Source organism: Paenibacillus sp. B2(2019) (assembly GCF_008370385.1).
In the GTDB taxonomy this organism is placed as follows: Bacteria; Bacillota; Bacilli; order Paenibacillales; family Paenibacillaceae; genus Paenibacillus_AQ.
Window position 1 is genome coordinate 55,187 of sequence record NZ_VTZR01000032.1, and the last position, 17,665, is coordinate 72,851.

Consider the following 17,665-nt stretch of genomic DNA (forward strand, 5'->3'; position numbering starts at 1 on the left):
TTTATGAACATAATAATTTGTCATATGCACATAAATATTTTTACAAAATGTATTGACGGACGATTAAGTGTTTGGTAAATTGTAAAAGCAGCAGGACATAAGTGAGATTGAAAGCCCTTACTGCATCAAGATGTAAACATTGATAAGAACGGAGGTAAAGGCATTGCATAACCCAATAGAAGCCGAACACGGAATAACGGTGACGCGACATAAGAGTTCCTTAATGGATTATTTAAAGAAGCACTACTTTCTTTATATTTTGCTCGCACCAGCTGTGATTCTGACCCTTATTTTTAAATACGGTCCTATGTATGGTGCGATTATAGCCTTTAAAGATTTCAGCCCAATCAAAGGAATCATGGGGAGTGAATGGGTAGGCTTGTACAACTTCGAGAAATTCCTTTCTTCTCCCAATTTCGAAGTAATCTTTTTGAATACGCTTAAATTAAGTTTCTTCGGATTAATTCTGAGTTTTCCAATTCCGATCCTGCTTGCCTTGATGTTGAATCAAATTCGCCGTGCAGGCGTCAAAAAGAACATTCAATTGTTCTTGTATGCACCTAACTTTATTTCTGTTGTCGTTGTGGTCGGGATGTTGTTTATCTTCTTGTCCCCAACGGGACCGATTAACCAGTTTTTTACCTGGCTTACAGGTGAACCAATTATGTTCATGTCTCGTCCCGAGTACTTCCGTTCGATCTACATTTTATCTGATATTTGGACCGGAGCCGGTTGGGCATCCATTATTTATGTAGCAGCGCTTGCTAATGTCGATCCTGAGTTACATAATGCAGCCAATCTCGATGGCGCTAATCTTCTACAAAGAATACGCCATATCGATCTGCCAACCATTCGTCCAATTATGGCTATCGTATTTATCCTTGCAGCTGGTGGGATTATGTCCATTGGCTTCGAAAAAGCTTATCTCATGCAAACGGCGATGAACTTACCAACCTCAGAAATCATTCCGACTTACGTTTATAAAATTGGTTTGCAGTCGGGCGATTATGCCTATTCAGCCGCAGTAGGATTGTTTAACTCTATCATCAACATCGTCTTGCTCCTCACAGTTAACTTCACCGTGAAGAAACTGAATGAGGGTGAAGGTCTTTACTAAGAAAGGAGCAACAAGCTATGCCTATTAAACATTCCGGATTAGATCGCTTTATCGTCGTGCTGAACGCGATCTTCCTGACACTGGCCGTACTTATCATCGTACTTCCTTTGATTTATGTAGTGATTGCTTCTTTTATGGATCCATCTGTGCTGCTCAGTAAAGGATTATCATTCAATCTTTCGGACTGGTCATTAGAAGGGTATAAAAAAATTCTTTCTAATCCGGCCATGATCCGAGGTTTTGGAAACTCTGTTTTATACTCTGTTTCATTTGCTATGATTACCGTTCTCGTCTCAATCTGTGCCGGTTACGCACTGTCCGATGACAGGCTCAAAGGAAAAGGGTTCTTCATGACCTTGTTTATTATCACCATGTTCTTTGGGGGCGGGCTTATACCTACATATCTGCTCGTTAAGAACCTTGGTCTGCTTGATACAGTATGGGCGGTGATCATTCCAGGGGCAGTCAATGTTTGGAACATCATTCTCTCTAGAACTTTCTTCAAAGGAGTTCCGAATGAAATGAAGGAAGCCGCTAATGTAGACGGGGCTTCGGAGATGCGGATTTTCTTCAGTGTCGTATTACCGCTCTCCAAACCGATTGTTTTTGTACTCGCTCTTTATGCCTTTGTTGGCCAGTGGAATTCCTACTTTGACGCTATGATCTATTTAGATAATCCGAATCTTCATCCACTGCAACTCGTGTTGCGTTCCATCTTGATCCAGAATCAGGTAGATCCGGGCATGATCAGCGACCAACTCGCCATGGCGGAAATGAAGCGATTGTCTGAAATCATCAAGTATGCTGCCATTGTTGTTTCCAGTTTGCCACTCATTGTTATGTATCCGTTCTTCCAGAAGTACTTTGAAAAAGGTGTTATGGTCGGTTCCCTTAAGTAGGAAACAGGCTGCACATAGATAAAGATTAATTCATTCATATCTAATTTGGAGGTCATACCCTATGAAAAGAATTAAGAAATCAAGAGTTTCGACGAAAGCAGCTTCTGTAACTGTACTTGCTTCACTTATGTTCCTTAGTGCATGCGGTGGAGGAGGAGGGGGAAGTGCAGCTAGTAAAGAACAGGACGCCAGCGGTAAAGTAACTTTGAACTTTATTACGCAAAGCTCTCCACTTGCACCAACTGATCCAAATGAAAAACTGATTAATAAACGTCTTGAAGAAAAGACGAATGTTCATATTAATTGGAAGAATTTTACGAAAGACGTATTTGTTGAAAAAAGAAACTTGGCTGTGGCAAGTGGTGATCTTCCTGATGCTATTTTTAATGCGGACTATAGTGACTATGAGCTGCTCAAGCTTGCTAAAGATGGTGCCATCGTTCCGCTGAATGATCTCATCGAGAACAATATGCCAAACTTCAAAAAGGTGCTGGAAGAAGCACCAGAATATAAGAGTATGATTACGGCACCAGATGGCAATATTTATGCCTTTCCATGGATTGAAGAGCTGGGTAGCGGTAAAGAAAGAATCCAGGCGGTAGATAGTATGCCTTGGATCAATGTGGAATGGCTTAAGAAGCTTGGCCTTGATATGCCTAAAACAACAGAAGAATTAAAGGAAGTATTAATTGCATTCAAGACAAAAGATCCAAATGGCAACGGTAAGGCTGACGAAATTCCATTGTCCTTTATTAACAAGCCGGGAGCAGAAGATCTGGCATTCCTATTTGCTTCGTTTGGATTGGGTGAGAACCCTGACCATGCGGTTGTGAGCAATGATGGGAAAGTGATATTTACGGCGGCACAAGAAGACTACAAGGAAGCAGTTTCTTTTATTAACGAGCTGTATAAAGAAGGACTCATTGATATTGAAGCCTACACACAAGACTGGAGTACTTACCTTGCAAAAGGAAAGGATCAGAAATACGGACTTTACTTCTCATGGGATAAGGCCAACATCACCGGAGATAATGACAGCTACGAAGTTATGCCTCCACTTGCTGGACCCGATGGTGAAGTTAACGTAACAAGAACGAACGCGCTTGGTTTGGGAAGAGGTAAGATGGTTGTCACAAGCGCCAATAAGAACTTGGAAACGACAGCGAAATGGGTTGATCAACTCTTCGATCCGATTCAATCTGTACAGAACAACTGGGGGACGTATGGAGATGAAAAACAGCAGAATATTTTCGAATTTGATAAAGAAAAAGGAATGCTGAAACATTTGCCACTGGAGGGTGCAGCTCCTGTAGAACTACGTGAGAAAACAAGTGTCGGTGGACCCCTAGCTATTCTTGATTCTTATTATGGGAAATACACAACCATGCCGGATGATGCCAAAAGCAGAATGGATATTATCAAGAATATCATGGCGCCAAAGATGAAAGCAGAAAACGTAATGCCGAGTGTATTCCACTCCATTCAAGAGCTTGATCGCCTTACGACAATTGAAACGGATCTTTTTGCCTACGTGCTTAGAATGCGCACGGAATGGTACCAAAACGGTAAAATCGAAGCGCAGTGGGATGAATATCTGAAAGAATTGGATCGTCTGGGCTTGCAAGAATGGCTTGAAATTAAACAAGGCGGATATGATAGAGCAACCCAATAACAAATGATTAATATTGTGGGATGAAGGCCGTGTTCCATGCAGTTACACTGCTATACACGACCTTCATCTATATAAAGAGAGATGATCTTAGAACTAAGATCTTATTACGGGAGTAAAGGAGAAAACAATAATGTCAACGATTGCGAAACAAAATTACCGAGGTGTGTATCATTTTTCCCCTAAGGAAAAGTGGATGAACGATCCAAACGGAATGGTTTATTTTGAGGGTGAATATCATTTGTTCTTTCAGCATCATCCGGGTGGAATGACCATGGGAGCTATGCACTGGGGCCATGCGGTCAGCAAGGATCTTGTTACATGGGAGGAACTGCCTATCGCTCTCGCTCCAGATGAATTAGGTATGATTTTTTCCGGCAGTGCTGTAGTTGACTGGAATAATACGACTGGATTTTTTGAAGGTAAACCAGGTTTAGTAGCGATTTTTACGCATCATTTGGATATGCCAGAAGGCAAGCCAGCCATTCAGCGTCAAAGCTTGGCCTACAGTAAAGATAACGGAAGAACCTGGACGAAGTATGAAGGAAACCCGGTACTTGAACATGATACATTCATTGATTTCCGTGACCCCAAAGTATTTTGGTATCAAGATACGAATCAATGGGTGATGATTGTAGCTTGTGGTCAAACGGTGTGTTTATATCATTCTCCTGATCTAATTAACTGGACATATGCCAGCGAATTTGGTAACGGAATCGGTTCTCATGACGGGGTATGGGAATGCCCAGACTTGTTCCCACTTGTTATTGATGGCGATCATTCGAACACGAAATGGGTGATGCTTGTGAGCATCGGTGCGGATCCCGCTTTTGTGGAAGGGTCAAGAACTCAGTATTTCACAGGGGATTTTGATGGAGAAGTGTTCACGCCAGATGAAGATTCGATAAAAGTTCGCTGGATTGATTATGGAAGAGATAATTATGCAGGTGTAAGCTGGTCTGATATACCGGCTGAAGATGGAAGACGACTATTTATCGGCTGGATGAGCAACTGGATGTATGCTAACAAGACGCCGGCAGAAGAATTCCGCGGCGCGATGACGATTGCAAGGGAGCTTCAACTCGAATCAAGACAAGGGGAGATCTTTCTTGTGCAGAAGCCGGTACAAGAGTTGGAATCTGCTCGTGTACAAGTCCTTTCTGTGAAAGAGGCAACGGTGCAAGAAATCAATACTCTTCTTAAGGAGATTCACTTGGAATCTTATGAGATTATAGCTGAGTTCACACGAGGTAAATCTGTAGGCTTCAAAGTAAGAGTAGGTGCGTATAGTCAAACAATAATCGGTATTAACGGTGAGACAGAGGAGCTTTATGTAGATCGGATGGCTTCAGGTCAGCATGATTTCCACGAACATTTCGTAGGACATCATTCAGCCAAGCTCGAAGCGCTTGATGAGTCAAATGATCTCCGTATTTTTGTGGATCGCTCTTCAGTTGAGGCGTTCAGTAATGGTGGTCAGGCAGTGATTACAGATCTTATATTCCCTGGACTAGAATCTAAAGGTATAGCTGTGTTTGCAGAAAATGAGAATGACTTGCTGATTTCCCTGGATATCTATGAGCTTACTCCCTCTGCTGAGCAAGACAAGAATTAGTCATCGAGAGGAGTCATGTATATGCGTATAGGAGCGATTGAAGCTGGCGGGACGAAGTTTATATGTGGCATTGGGAATGAAAATGGGGAAATTGAAGATCAGATTAGTTTCCCAACAGAACATCCTGAGGTGACGTTGCCTAAAGTTATTCAATATTTTCAAGGCAAGCAAGTAGAAGCTATCGGAATTGGATCGTTTGGTCCGATTGATATTCACACAGACAGCCCGACGTATGGTTACGTTACAACAACACCAAAGCCAGGGTGGGGAAATTACGATATGCTGGGCACTTTGAAAAGAAACTTTTCGGTTCCTTTTGGATGGAATACGGATGTCAATGCAGCGGCATATGGTGAAGCCAAATGGGGCGCTGCCCAAGGGTTATCCAGCTGTTTGTACTATACAGTTGGCACGGGTGTTGGTGTGGGAGTGTATTCAGAAGGTAAACTCATTCATGGTCTTGTGCATCCTGAAGGGGGTCATGTTCTTACGAGACGCCATCCTGACGATGTATTCCCAGGGGGATGTCCCTATCATGGGGACTGCCTAGAAGGGATGGCGGCAGGTCCTGCTATTGAAGCAAGGTGGGGGAAGAAGGGCCATGAACTTCCTATGGATCACCTTGCATGGGAAATGGAAGCATTTTATATTGCACAGTCGATTACGGGTGCTATATTGCTTAACTCTCCTCAGAAAATCATTCTGGGTGGTGGTGTTATGCAGCAGTCACAATTGTTTCCACTGATCCGTCAGGCTGTGCTTCAGAACCTGAACGGCTATGTCAGCTCAAGTACTATTTTGGAACACATAGATGAGTATATCGTTCCACCAGGGTTAGGCCAACAGGCGGGATTATGCGGTGCTCTGGCTCTTGGACTCACAGCACTGGAAAGTCAGATTTCTGCTCAATTGTAAAAGAATATATAGAGGAGGTCAGTGCAGTAATGAATTGGCCTCCTTCTTTTTTTTCAATATTAATGATAGAAAAAGAGGGCAAAGAAGATGAAAAATAAAGGAAAAGTCGCAATATGCTTTCTTATGGCAATAGGACTTGTAATGACTTCAGCAGGCATTTATGTAGCAAATCCCGGGACTGGATGGGCTGCGCTCGCTGAACAGGAGGTAAGCAAACGAGCTAAGGAGGGACTTTCTATTTTTGAAAGCGTAACCAATACAAATACGAATTTGACAGGTTGGCAAATAAAAGGAAAAGGTAACTTGGTGGATACTCCTGAAGGAATCTTACTGACTTCCGATCCACAAGAAAATGTAATGGCAATCTCCGAAACGGTGTCAGAGGATTTTATCTATGAAGCTGACGTCATGATCAAGGATATGCAAGCTGATGCGACCTTATTGTTCCGTTCTAATGAAGATGGCTGGGGTTCCTACATGCTCCAAATCGTACCGAATGCAGGTATGATTCGTTTACAAGACGCAAGTGGTAGTGAAGGGAAATTAAAAGAGGAGCGAAAAGTTAGAGTCAAGGCAGGCGAAATCTATCATCTCAAGGTGAAAGCAGAGGGGTCATCGCTGAAAGTATATTGGGACAATGCATATAAACCTGTGATTGAGGTTCAGGATAACGCGTATCGTACAGGTAAGCTAGGACTCAATGTATGGGATGGTTCTGTTTTGTTCCAAAACATAATCGTAAGTGATCTGAAAGGAAATCTTGGTGCTGTGGTTACAAATCAAGGACAATGGCAGCCTAATATCAGCGGCAAAAAAGGAATGGTAGCAAACCAGAGTAAGTCACTGCAAATATATAACAAACAAGCTGCTGATTTTGTATATGAAGGTAATATATCTCTTCGTCCTGATTCTGTTGCAGCGCTCGCCTTTCGTTCATCGGCTGATGGAACAAAGGGATATGAAGCTGCCCTTACGAAGGAAGGAAATCTGGTCCGTGTAAGCTTGACGAAAGCTAACGGAACAACCATTGCAAGTTCACAGCATACCTATCCAAGTCAGACCGGAGCAAAACATCACGTAGAGATAAAGGCAAATGGAAACAGAATTCAGGTCTTCCTAGACGGATACACCCCGGCTGCAATCGATCTAACAGATAAAACCTACACCGATGGATATGCAGGAATCGTCGTTAAACAAGGAACGGCTTACTTCCAGGATACTTATGTGACGGATGCTAGCAGTTATTATAATGAAAAATATCGCCCTCAATATCACTATACGCCAATTCGTGGTTCTGCAAGTGATCCGAATGGACTGGTCTACTTCGAAGGAGAATATCATCTATTCCATCAGGACGGAGGCACATGGGCACATTCTGTCAGTAAAGATATGCTGAACTGGAAGCGGCTTCCGATTGCGCTGCCGTGGAATGATCATGGACATGTCTGGTCTGGATCGGCTGTGGCAGATTTGACGAATGCATCAGGCTTGTTCGGGGATTCAGGAGGTAAGGGGCTAATTGCCTACTACACTTCCTATAATCCCGATGGCCCGAATGGGAATCAGCGTATCGGTCTTGCATACAGCAAGGACCAAGGTCGTACTTGGGAATATTCCAAGGAACGTCCAATGGTTATCGAGAATCCAGGCGATAATGGAGGGGAGCCAGGAGGTTGGGATTTCCGTGATCCGAAAGTGATTCGTGATAACGACAATAACAGGTGGGTAATGGTTGTATCCGGTGGAGATCATATTCGTTTCTTTACTTCAACGAATCTACTTGATTGGACCCTAACAGATAGTTGGGGATACGGGGACTATGTTCGCGGCGGTGTATGGGAATGTCCGGATTTGCTTCAGCTTTCGGTAGCCGGAACATCACAGAAGAAATGGGTTCTGATGATTAGTACAGGAGCGAATTCAAAAACAGGCGGATCAGATGCTGAATATTTTGTGGGTCATTTAACAGCGGAAGGTAAATTCGTAAATGATAATCCGGCAGGCATAGTATTGCGAACTGATTTTGGAAAAGAATTCTATGCATCAATGTCTTTTTCGAACATGCCAGATCATCGCAGTGTAATGATGGCTTGGATGACAAACTGGGACTATCCGTTTGCTTTTCCAACGACCCATTGGAAGGGCGTACTGTCAATCCCAAGGGAAGTCTCATTAGTAACGACTAAAGATGGGATTCAGCTCGTTCAAAGCCCAATCAAGGAGTTGGAATCGCTGCGTAGTCAGCTATATTCTACAGCTAATAAAGTGGTGAGTCCTTCTTCTCAGAACCTACTGAAAGGCGTTACTTCTGGTGCATACGAGATTGAAGCTGAAGTAGAAATTCCTGCAGGCAGTCAGGTAAGTGAATTTGGTTTTAACGTTCGTGTAGGTGGAAGTCAGAAAACGGTAGTTGGATATAAACCTAGTGAGAGTCAGATTTTCGTGGATCGGTCTGCATCTGGTTTGACGGATTTTTCGAGTTTATTTAGTACAAGACATGAAGCGCCAATGCAAACGGAGAATAAGCGTGTTAAGATGCGTATCCTTGTAGACGAGTCTTCTGTTGAGGTTTTTGGCAACAACGGTAAAGTCGTTTTCTCTGATGTCATTTTTCCGGATCCAGCCAGCAGAGCTTTGAGCTTTTACACCAATGGAGGCAACGTAAAGGTCGTATCTCTGAAGGTGAATCGGTTAGGCTCTGTATGGAATCAGGAGTCCAATTCCGCTACCAAGATAATGATGGATACAAATGATCGTGAACTGAGCAAGGGGCAAAGCGACACACTCTTTGCAATGGTAGAGAATGGAACAGGTAATGGTGCACAGCCGCTGAAATGGAATTCCAGTAACAAAGATGTAGTTGAACTAAACGTGGCAGATAACTCACAGGCAACCATTGTAGGTAAAAAAGAAGGCGAGTCGATCATTACTGTCTCTACTCCAAATGGGAAGACTTCAACAAGCGTATTAGTTAAGGTAACTGATGGTGAATTTCATACGAACTTAGGTGGATGGACTAAAGATCTTTCTGCAGCCTCTTGGGTCATTAGTGAAAATGGAATTCGTGGAAATTACTTGAGTGACGCGAATTATATCGCAGAGAAGCAGGCTGGAGACTTTACTTATGAAGCAGATATGATGTTAGGGAAATCCGGGGGAGCAGGCTCTATGTTGTTCCGCGCCAGCGAAGATGGACGCAGCGGATACTACTTAAATCTGGATCCGAATATGAAGTCCGTACGTCTCTTTTATAAAATCGAAGGCCGTATTGAAGAGCGTCAGATTCTAGCAAAAGTTCCGACGTTCATTCAGCCGGGTCAAACCTACAAAGTGAAAATCGAAGCGAAGGGCCCACATATCGTAGTTTATGTAGATGGGCAGAAAGTGATCGACCTCCAGGACGGCACATTTGCCGAAGGCCGCTTTGGACTACATGTATTTGGCGGAAATGTTTCATATCAAAACGTTAACGTGAGCGGAGAAACACCTGCCAATTTAACCACTTCCAGTCTAGTAAATGCAGAACTACAGAAATCCCTTTATACAGCAAATCTCGCAAATGGTGAAGCTGTTACCCTGAAGGATGCGAATGATTCTACGGATCAGAAGTGGGTATTCGTGCCGACGGGGGACGATGCAGGTTCCTATTCTATTCGTACAACAGCCGGTCAGGCGCTTGATCTAGACACAGGGCAAAATAAAATTCAGTTATACCCTTATCTCGGATATAACAATCAGCGTTGGATTTTTCATGAAAATGATGATGGTACCGTAAGTATTATTTCTGCTCATCATAAGAAAGCGCTGGAAGTATCAGCGGATGGAACAACATTGTCTCTAAGCGAATTTGATCCTACTCTTGATCGGCAAAAATGGGTAATTACGAATTAACATGAGAATGATGGAACTAATGGAAGAGCGGCTAAAATTGGCGGCTCTTCTTAAGAAGTCGATCTTAAGATTGAAACTACGAGTTCACTTGTTGCATATAGCAGCTTATGTGTAAAAATGCTAAATAAGCAGAGCAGTGCTTCTCCCGTTGGGGTAGGAGTGCGGCTCTGCTTATTAACGTTACTGCAAGTGAATATTTTGATCCGCTGATTCTGCCGCTATGAAAGAGATGAATCTTTAAAGTTGAAATATTTAAAAATCAGGTTGAAAAATGCTATTTTCCCTAATGGAAAATCATGACACAATATCAATAAAGCGCTTACTTCATAAAAACATCCCAAGTTCATGAATACTCTATACCACTTTTTTTAAAAAATCACGATATTAAAAGTCGTATCAACTGGTCAAAATTTCGGATTCGAAGCAAAGGTTGAAATTATTAAAAAAGTTGGTACTAAACGTTTAACTCAATTACTTAGGGGGTCAAACGGTTAGACATATCTAAGTAATTATGAAGGGGGAGAGGGAATTGAGAGTAGGTAAAGTATTCGGGGTAGGTATTCTTTCAACTGCACTAGCATTAAGTGTCATTGGTTGTGCGAAAGACGAGACAAACACAGCAACCGAGGCAACTGATGCACCCAAAGCATCCGAGAACGCAACTTCCAAGCCTGAGGAGAAGGTCAAGATTATCTATTCGATGTGGGGCAGTGCGGAAGAGGGAAATGTAACCCAGGGAGTGGCGGATAAATTTAATGCTTCTCAAGACAGAATTGAAGTAGAAGTACAAGCGATCCCTTGGGAAAACTACATGACCAAGCTGAATACAATGGCAACGGCAGAGCAATTGCCTGATACAGGGATGCTCAGGGAAGATGGTGTCGTTCAGTGGTCTACCCAAGGCATGCTGAATGATGTGAATACAATGTATGAAGGAAGCGACAGCAAACCACTGGATAGCTTAGCTTACAAATATCAAGGGAAAACCGTAGCCTATGCGGCTGCCAATGAAATCTTACTCCTCTATTACAACAAAGACATGTTCGACAAAGCCAATGTACCCTATCCTCCAGCTGCTTTGGATAAAGCGTGGACATGGGACGAATTTGTAACAACAGCGAAGAAGCTGACCATTGATAAAAATGGTAAACATCCTGATGAGAGTGGCTTTAATGAGCAGAGTATTGTTCAGTTTGGCGCATCCGTTGAGAACTTACCATGGCAGCTCGAGACCTGGGCGCTTGGTAATGGTGGAGGGTTCTATTCGGGTGATGGGACTGAGGTAAGAATTGGAGAAGACGCCAGTATCGAGGGAATTCAGAAGGTTGCAGATCTTTACTTGAAGGATCATGTTGCTCCGTTGTCTGTCGGACAGACTGATGATGGTATTCAACGAACCATTATCGCGGGAACTGTCGCCATGGCTACTAACGGTGCGTGGAACGTGGGAACTAGTCTGAATAAGGCCAAGGAAGAAGGCCTGAACTATGGCGTTGCTGTATTGCCTTACATGAAGGATAAGGTTACCCTCAACACGGGTGGAGCCAATGTCGTGTTCTCCCAGACTAAGCATCCAAAAGAAGCGATGGAATGGCTGAAGTGGTACAACTCTGAAGAAAATAACTGGGGACTCATTAGTTCAGGAATCTGGATGCCGACGCTGGAGAAATGGTATACGGATGAAACCCTTACCCGTAAATGGGTAGAGAACCCTAACTTCCCTGCTTATGAAGAATACAAATCTGCAGTAGTTGATTATGCTCAATCTTCTGCTGTAAAACCAGCATCGTGGTTCTATACGAATCATACGACGGAGTTTAACACCTTGCTTGGATCGATTCTAGGGGATGTGTGGACTGGAAAGACGACCGCTAAGGATGCTATCACGAAAAACCTCGATGCTTTGAAAGCTGCGAATAAAGGTAGTAACTAAGGTCTGGAAGGATGGCCGCTGCTATGCTCACAAACGCGGCGGCCATATTTTGATCATCAGGTGGGGAGAGAAAAATGGAAACTATTAATAAATCTCCGAAGCGCCGTTCACGCATTAATTCAAGTGAGGCACGCGTTGCGTATATCCTGTTGATTCCTGCCTTCCTCGGGCTGATCTTTCTGACGTATCTGCCTCTTGTTGGGGTGCTAGGAATCAGCTTGACGAATTGGACAGGATTGGCGAAACCCAAATTCGTGGGCATCGAGAATTACATAAATCTATTTACCACCGATCCTTATATTAAAGATTCTATTATAGCGACGATCTACTTTGCCATTTTATCAGTAGTTGGAAGTATGATTTATTCACTTTTTATCGCAATGCTTCTGAATCGTAAAATTCCGGCACGAGGTTTTTTTAGAGCGATTTTCTATGTTCCATACGTTTTGCCGGCAGCTGCAATATACGTAGGATGGTCCTGGCTATACGAGGCTAATTTTGGCTTTTTCAACTTTCTGCTCTCCGAAGTTGGTTTAAACAAAGTTTCTTTTATCGCTGATTCCAGCTATGTAGTTCCTTCTCTATCCTTGATATCGATCTGGTTATCAGGAAACTTAATTGTTATTTTCTTAGCTGGACTTCAAAATGTTCCGGGCGTCTATCATGAAGCGGCTGAAATGGATGGTGCCAACGGATGGAAACGATTCTTGCACATCACATTGCCATGCATGTCACCCATTATTTTTTACAATTTGTTAATGAGTTTAATTGCTAATCTCCAGATCGTTACGCCGGTTCTTGCATTAACTAATGGCGGACCGGGTAATTCTTCACGTTTTTTGACTTATCTAATGTATGATCAAGCATTTGTAAATTATAAGTTAGGGTATGCTTGTGCGACAACGTTAGTTATTTTTGTTATTCTTGCAGGCTTTACTGGTGTATTATTCAAAACCTCCAACCTATGGATCTTTAATGAAGGAGGCGATGACAAATGAGTGTAGCAACATACGGAAGACTAAAGAGCAAGAAACGCAATAATCAGTGGATGAACCTTATCTCATTTGTCGCTGTCATTTTCTTTACTATACTCGTGCTCTTTCCGATCTGGTGGATATTTCGCACGTCGCTCATGTCGAATGCCGAGATATACAAATATCCACCTTCACTGCTGCCAGGAAATTGGTTGTTTTCAAACTATGGAGAAACGCTAGAGATATTTAAGTTTTGGAAATATTTATGGAACACCATGATTATTATTGTACCCGCCTGTTTGGCAGGAACCTTTACAGCCACTTTATGCGGTTATGCCTTTGCAAGGCTGCGCTTTTGGGGCAAGAAATTGATTTGGGCTCTTTGTGTCGGTTCGATGCTTTTACCTGCAATGGTTACGCTCATTCCGCTATATATTGGGTGGACGAGGGGCTTAGGAATCCATGATAGCTATCTACCATTGATTTTGCCTTATTTCTGTGGCGGTGGCGCTTTTAATATCTTTTTGATTAGGCAATTTATCATGTCTATTCCGAGAGAGCTTGATCAAGCAGCAACGATCGATGGTGCTGGATATTTCCGTATTTTGTTCAGTATTATTATGCCGGCAATTAAATCTGCAATGATCGTCGTCGCATTATTTATCTTTATCGGTTTATGGAACGATCTACTTCAACAGATGATTTACATAAACTCAAGCGATAAGTATACGATAGCCTTGGGACTGACCGCTTTTAGAGGCCAACTCAAGCAGGACTGGTCACTGACGATGGCGGCTACGTGCATGTCCTTTGTGCCGGGCGTCATTTTTTATCTGATTGGTCAGAAATATTTCGTAGAAGGAATCACTTTGACTGGATTGAAGAATTAGCTCTAATGGCTAAAGATAGCTAGTAGTAGACATGGAGGATTAAATTTCCATCGGGCGCTATCGTTAATTTAGATGATAATTAGAGATTCACGATAGAGTCGTTTTACAAGCAACTTGCCAACAAGGAGGTTGCTTTTTTGTTAATATGGACCCCGAGATATAATATTTAACACTGTCGTATTTAAGGTATGAAGATGAAAACTAGACGACATTAAGGTACAATCATACTTAAAAGGAATACCTGATGAATTGATCCATACGTTCATCGAGCAGGGGGGCTTATGAGAACAGCAAACGCCAACTTAATGAAGGAAATTAACCTTAACAACGTTCGTCAAGTGATGAAACGTATAAATACAGCCACCAAACCCCAGCTGGCAGCACTGACCAAACTGAGCGTCGTAACAGTAAACTCATTAGTCAAGGAGCTGCATGAGTTAGGTGAGCTGTTCGAAGACTTGACTGTACCATCAAACGGCGGTAGACCAGCACAAACTTATCGCTACAATTACAACTTCAGCCTCGGGCTAGTCATTTATCTGAAGGATAAAGAGGGACAGGTACTGATTTCAGCCACCGTCGTGAATTTGGAGAACGAGATTCTGGCGAAGGATGAACATATCATTCCAGTCTTCGAAAGACAATTTTTTTGTGATATTATTGAACACTCTATAGCCTTGTATCCTTCTATCAAGGTTATTGGCATAGGCATTCCGGGACAGGTTGTCAACGGCGAAATTAAAGTCAGCAGCCACCATGAGCTGACTGGCTCACGGATGATTCAAGAGATTGAGCAACAATTTGAGTTGCCTATCTTGGTTGAAAATGACGTTAATGCAGCTATCAGCGGATATTGCATGAACCAGGGAGAGGAAGAGGAACAGTACTTGCTTGGTCTTTACTTTCCAAACAGGTACCCACCTGGCATGGGTATCTATCTGAATGGAAAGATCCTTAAAGGTAATCAGGGCATGTCAGGGGAAATAAAATTCCTGCCCGACATGCCTGACTGGAGTCTCGAGATGGGCAAGGACACGTTCATCAATACTGCCTGCCGGATTATCCAAACCCTGAATGCTGTTCTTGCTCCGGACAAAATTGTAATATATCAGGATAAGGTGGAATTAGAAATCTGGACATCTGCTTGGGAAGCTTATCAGCTTCGACATCCAATGCCCATTTATCCACAGATTGTTATGCAAAATACATTTCAAGAAGATTTCGAGGCCGGCCTGCGCTGGTTGACATTGAAGTCATTGGAGCCGGATTTGGTCGAGCTCCATTAAGAGGTTGTCCCATAAGTCATGAGATGAATGACTTATGGGACAAGCCTCTTTTTTTAGGTGATCAATATGAGTATTGATCCAATTGCTGATATGCACTGCACACTGATGATACAGCTCCAGATCAGTGAATGGGTTGCTTGACAAAGGAATGCTTATATCGCATACTTCATACATAGACTTTATAAAGTATATTTATTAAGTGTATAAATGTATTTCTTTACGCGTGCAACGAATCATTTTTATCACGAGGGGGAAGCATGCTTGTCTACCTGGTTTTTGATTATTATATATCTGGCTTTTATCAGTCTAGGACTTCCTGACTCTTTACTCGGCTCGGCGGGTATCGTGTCCATGATCATTGCGGGAGGGACCATCGTGTCCAGTCTCTTCAGCAAAAGGATGGTCGAGCGTCTGGGTACGGGTAGAATCACATTGTTCAGTTGTTTCCTTACTGCGGTTGCGCTACTTGGATTTTCCATTGCTCCATCGATGCTCTGGTTCATAGTATTTGCCATTCCACGGGAGCGGTGGATGCGGCACTAACATTGATGTTTTTGAGTACAGAGACGATTAATAGATTGCTGATAAAACCCACGCAAGGGAGGGGATAAAGAGATGGTTTATATCATTTTATGCGCAATCATCTGGGTAGGAGTGTATTTGAATCTAGCCGCATCGAAGGAATCCATGGATGTGAAGCCTATTCGTTCCGTGAATGATCTGTTTGAATAACCAAGGAGCAACGTAAAAAGCATTTGATCCTGGATCAAATGCTTTTTTGATAGTACAAAGACTATATCGTTTCAATTGCATAGTTATACTAGAATGACGAAGATGAGGAAGGTTAGTCTTTTGAAGGTAAGTAGGAGCTAACAAGCTCCCCCATGGTTATATAGATTTACCATACATGTACTCAACACCCCAAACCATTCCGTTACAGGCGGAATAGCTTGGGGTGTTGCATTTTTTATAGCGCTTATAATTATTAATTAAGTAAAACTATTGGTTTTGTGAAATATAGTGACTTACTGTTACTTTTGAAGCAGGAAAATATACATATATATTGAATACAAAACAACAAAGAGGGAGGATGAAAATGTCATACAGAGCAAATGCATTACGTTCGTCATTAACCCTAGCTGTTCCAATTATTTTAGATAGGCATTACCATTCTATAACTATGAATAATATCGAATCCGCCTGGTTTGTAAAGACGCATAAGGAATTGTTAGATTCAACATTCAACAAGATATTAATGAGTATGATAGAGGCACTGTTCTTGGATTCCTTTGATTACGACCAATACCTAAACATACTAGAAAAAGAGGGGGTGGAGCAAGGGATTTATACTGCAGAAATATTCGGTGATCATTTTGATATCTTACTTGAAATGAGCAAGGATTTAATCTTAATCGCTCAGAATATGATGTTTAAGATCATTGAAGAGATGGAAGATGATTCTACGACTCGATTGTTTTTTTATAATCGTTTAATGGAAAGCAACTGGACCGGTTTTATGGGCTTTGCAAAGGGTTATTTATCTAATAAAAATCAACAGATTGACAATTTGCATGAACAAAAAATTGCTGTTATGGGACAAATGGCAGCTGGTATGGCACATGAAATACGGAATCCGCTTGCTTCGATTAAAGGGTTTGCCCAGCTTGTAAATAACAGGCTATATGAACCGGAGATCAAGGCGGATGAATTGCGTGCGTATCTGGATATAACCATCAAAGAGATTGATGCTCTGAACGGATTAGTAACGGACTTCCTAGTACTGGCTCGAAAAGGAGATAGTTCGAAAAATAACGGCGTAGTATATAACGTTATCGAGGTTATACATAGAGTTAATAACATCGTGAATCAACTCATACTTAGTGATGATATTATTCTTTCCGTGGAGTATTCTCTAGAGAAAGTAATGACGTATGGAAACGCCTCTCAACTAGAACAGGTAATCCTTAACATTTTAAAAAATAGTATAGATTCATTCACAGCGTTTAGAGGCAGAATAGACATTACAGTTAGCACCGCTAATGAGACTAACGAAATTATCCTTATTTTTAAAGACAATGGAGAAGGAATTCCACTGGATAAACTAAATCGAATATTTGACCCTTTCTTTACAACCAAGCAAAAAGGGACAGGAATTGGATTATCAATTTGTAAACAATTAATAGAGATGTATGGGGGACAAATTAAGGTAGACTCAGAAGTTCAGGTAGGTACTAGCGTGATGGTTATTTTGCCTTGGGTAAATGATTATCACATTTGAGGCTACGAACAATTTGAATGATTGAATGAAGGATGATAAATGGATCATCAGCTTCGGAGAGCTGATACAGCAAAAACAAACAAGCCTGGCACAGAAGCACTTCAGGCTTGTTTGTTTTTTTTCATGCTGAAAAGGATCCTCCAAACGATACACAGTATCGCTATTCAAAAATACGCGTTCCTAAGAGGACGGTACAGC

11 protein-coding genes and 1 pseudogene are annotated in these 17,665 nt (G+C 42.1%); all 12 read left to right on the top strand.

Annotated features, from left to right (window positions below):
• Positions 1 to 223: 223 nt before the first annotated feature.
• The 12 genes and pseudogenes from PAENI_RS30455 to PAENI_RS30510 all read left to right on the top strand — a co-directional run bounded on the left by PAENI_RS30455 (position 224) and on the right by PAENI_RS30510 (position 17,467).
• Entirely contained in the window at positions 224 to 1,117 is an 894-nt protein-coding gene (locus tag PAENI_RS30455) for an ABC transporter permease (RefSeq protein WP_081382700.1), read from the top strand.
• Positions 1,118 to 1,134: 17 nt separating this feature from the next.
• Positions 1,135 to 2,016 carry a carbohydrate ABC transporter permease gene (locus PAENI_RS30460; protein WP_042125286.1) on the top strand — a complete coding sequence of 294 codons (882 nt, stop codon included), beginning with the start codon at positions 1,135 to 1,137 and terminating at the stop codon, positions 2,014 to 2,016.
• A 61-nt stretch (positions 2,017 to 2,077) separates the two neighbouring features.
• On the top strand, positions 2,078 to 3,688 hold the full coding sequence (locus tag PAENI_RS30465; RefSeq protein WP_042185869.1) for an ABC transporter substrate-binding protein: 1,611 nt from the start codon (positions 2,078 to 2,080) through the stop codon (positions 3,686 to 3,688).
• A gap of 130 nt (positions 3,689 to 3,818) precedes the next feature.
• Complete coding sequence (locus PAENI_RS30470; protein ID WP_149647835.1) at positions 3,819 to 5,300, top strand: glycoside hydrolase family 32 protein; 1,482 nt, start codon at positions 3,819 to 3,821, stop codon at positions 5,298 to 5,300.
• A 21-nt stretch (positions 5,301 to 5,321) separates the two neighbouring features.
• The gene (locus PAENI_RS30475; protein ID WP_149647836.1) at positions 5,322 to 6,215 is read left to right on the top strand and encodes an ROK family protein; all 894 of its coding nucleotides are present in this window, start codon (positions 5,322 to 5,324) and stop codon (positions 6,213 to 6,215) included.
• A gap of 123 nt (positions 6,216 to 6,338) precedes the next feature.
• A complete protein-coding gene (locus PAENI_RS30480) occupies positions 6,339 to 10,106 on the top strand; it encodes a GH32 C-terminal domain-containing protein (RefSeq protein ID WP_262495788.1) in 3,768 nt (1,255 codons plus the stop codon).
• Between the two features lie 529 nt (positions 10,107 to 10,635).
• Complete coding sequence (locus PAENI_RS30485) at positions 10,636 to 12,039, top strand: ABC transporter substrate-binding protein (RefSeq protein WP_149647838.1); 1,404 nt, start codon at positions 10,636 to 10,638, stop codon at positions 12,037 to 12,039.
• A gap of 74 nt (positions 12,040 to 12,113) precedes the next feature.
• Positions 12,114 to 13,037 carry a carbohydrate ABC transporter permease gene (locus PAENI_RS30490; protein ID WP_149647839.1) on the top strand — a complete coding sequence of 308 codons (924 nt, stop codon included), beginning with the start codon at positions 12,114 to 12,116 and terminating at the stop codon, positions 13,035 to 13,037.
• On the top strand, positions 13,034 to 13,903 hold the full coding sequence (locus tag PAENI_RS30495) for a carbohydrate ABC transporter permease (protein WP_149647840.1): 870 nt from the start codon (positions 13,034 to 13,036) through the stop codon (positions 13,901 to 13,903). Before PAENI_RS30490 ends, PAENI_RS30495 begins: the two co-directional genes overlap by 4 nt.
• 305 nt (positions 13,904 to 14,208) lie before the next feature.
• On the top strand, positions 14,209 to 15,189 hold the full coding sequence (locus tag PAENI_RS30500) for an ROK family protein (protein WP_410477502.1): 981 nt from the start codon (positions 14,209 to 14,211) through the stop codon (positions 15,187 to 15,189).
• Between the two features lie 261 nt (positions 15,190 to 15,450).
• A pseudogene (locus PAENI_RS30505) lies at positions 15,451 to 15,708 on the top strand (MFS transporter); the annotation flags it as partial.
• 577 nt (positions 15,709 to 16,285) lie between these two features.
• Complete coding sequence (locus tag PAENI_RS30510) at positions 16,286 to 17,467, top strand: sensor histidine kinase (protein WP_188114758.1); 1,182 nt, start codon at positions 16,286 to 16,288, stop codon at positions 17,465 to 17,467.
• Positions 17,468 to 17,665: the final 198 nt, after the last annotated feature.

Coding starts and splice junctions, on each gene's coding strand:
- PAENI_RS30455 (WP_081382700.1), top strand. CDS start 224: ATGGATTATTTAAAGAAGCACTACTTTCTTTATATTTTGCTCGCACCA.
- PAENI_RS30460 (WP_042125286.1), top strand. CDS start 1,135: ATGCCTATTAAACATTCCGGATTAGATCGCTTTATCGTCGTGCTGAAC.
- PAENI_RS30465 (WP_042185869.1), top strand. CDS start 2,078: ATGAAAAGAATTAAGAAATCAAGAGTTTCGACGAAAGCAGCTTCTGTA.
- PAENI_RS30470 (WP_149647835.1), top strand. CDS start 3,819: ATGTCAACGATTGCGAAACAAAATTACCGAGGTGTGTATCATTTTTCC.
- PAENI_RS30475 (WP_149647836.1), top strand. CDS start 5,322: ATGCGTATAGGAGCGATTGAAGCTGGCGGGACGAAGTTTATATGTGGC.
- PAENI_RS30480 (WP_262495788.1), top strand. CDS start 6,339: ATGGCAATAGGACTTGTAATGACTTCAGCAGGCATTTATGTAGCAAAT.
- PAENI_RS30490 (WP_149647839.1), top strand. CDS start 12,114: ATGGAAACTATTAATAAATCTCCGAAGCGCCGTTCACGCATTAATTCA.
- PAENI_RS30495 (WP_149647840.1), top strand. CDS start 13,034: ATGAGTGTAGCAACATACGGAAGACTAAAGAGCAAGAAACGCAATAAT.
- PAENI_RS30500 (WP_410477502.1), top strand. CDS start 14,209: ATGAAGGAAATTAACCTTAACAACGTTCGTCAAGTGATGAAACGTATA.
- PAENI_RS30510 (WP_188114758.1), top strand. CDS start 16,286: ATGTCATACAGAGCAAATGCATTACGTTCGTCATTAACCCTAGCTGTT.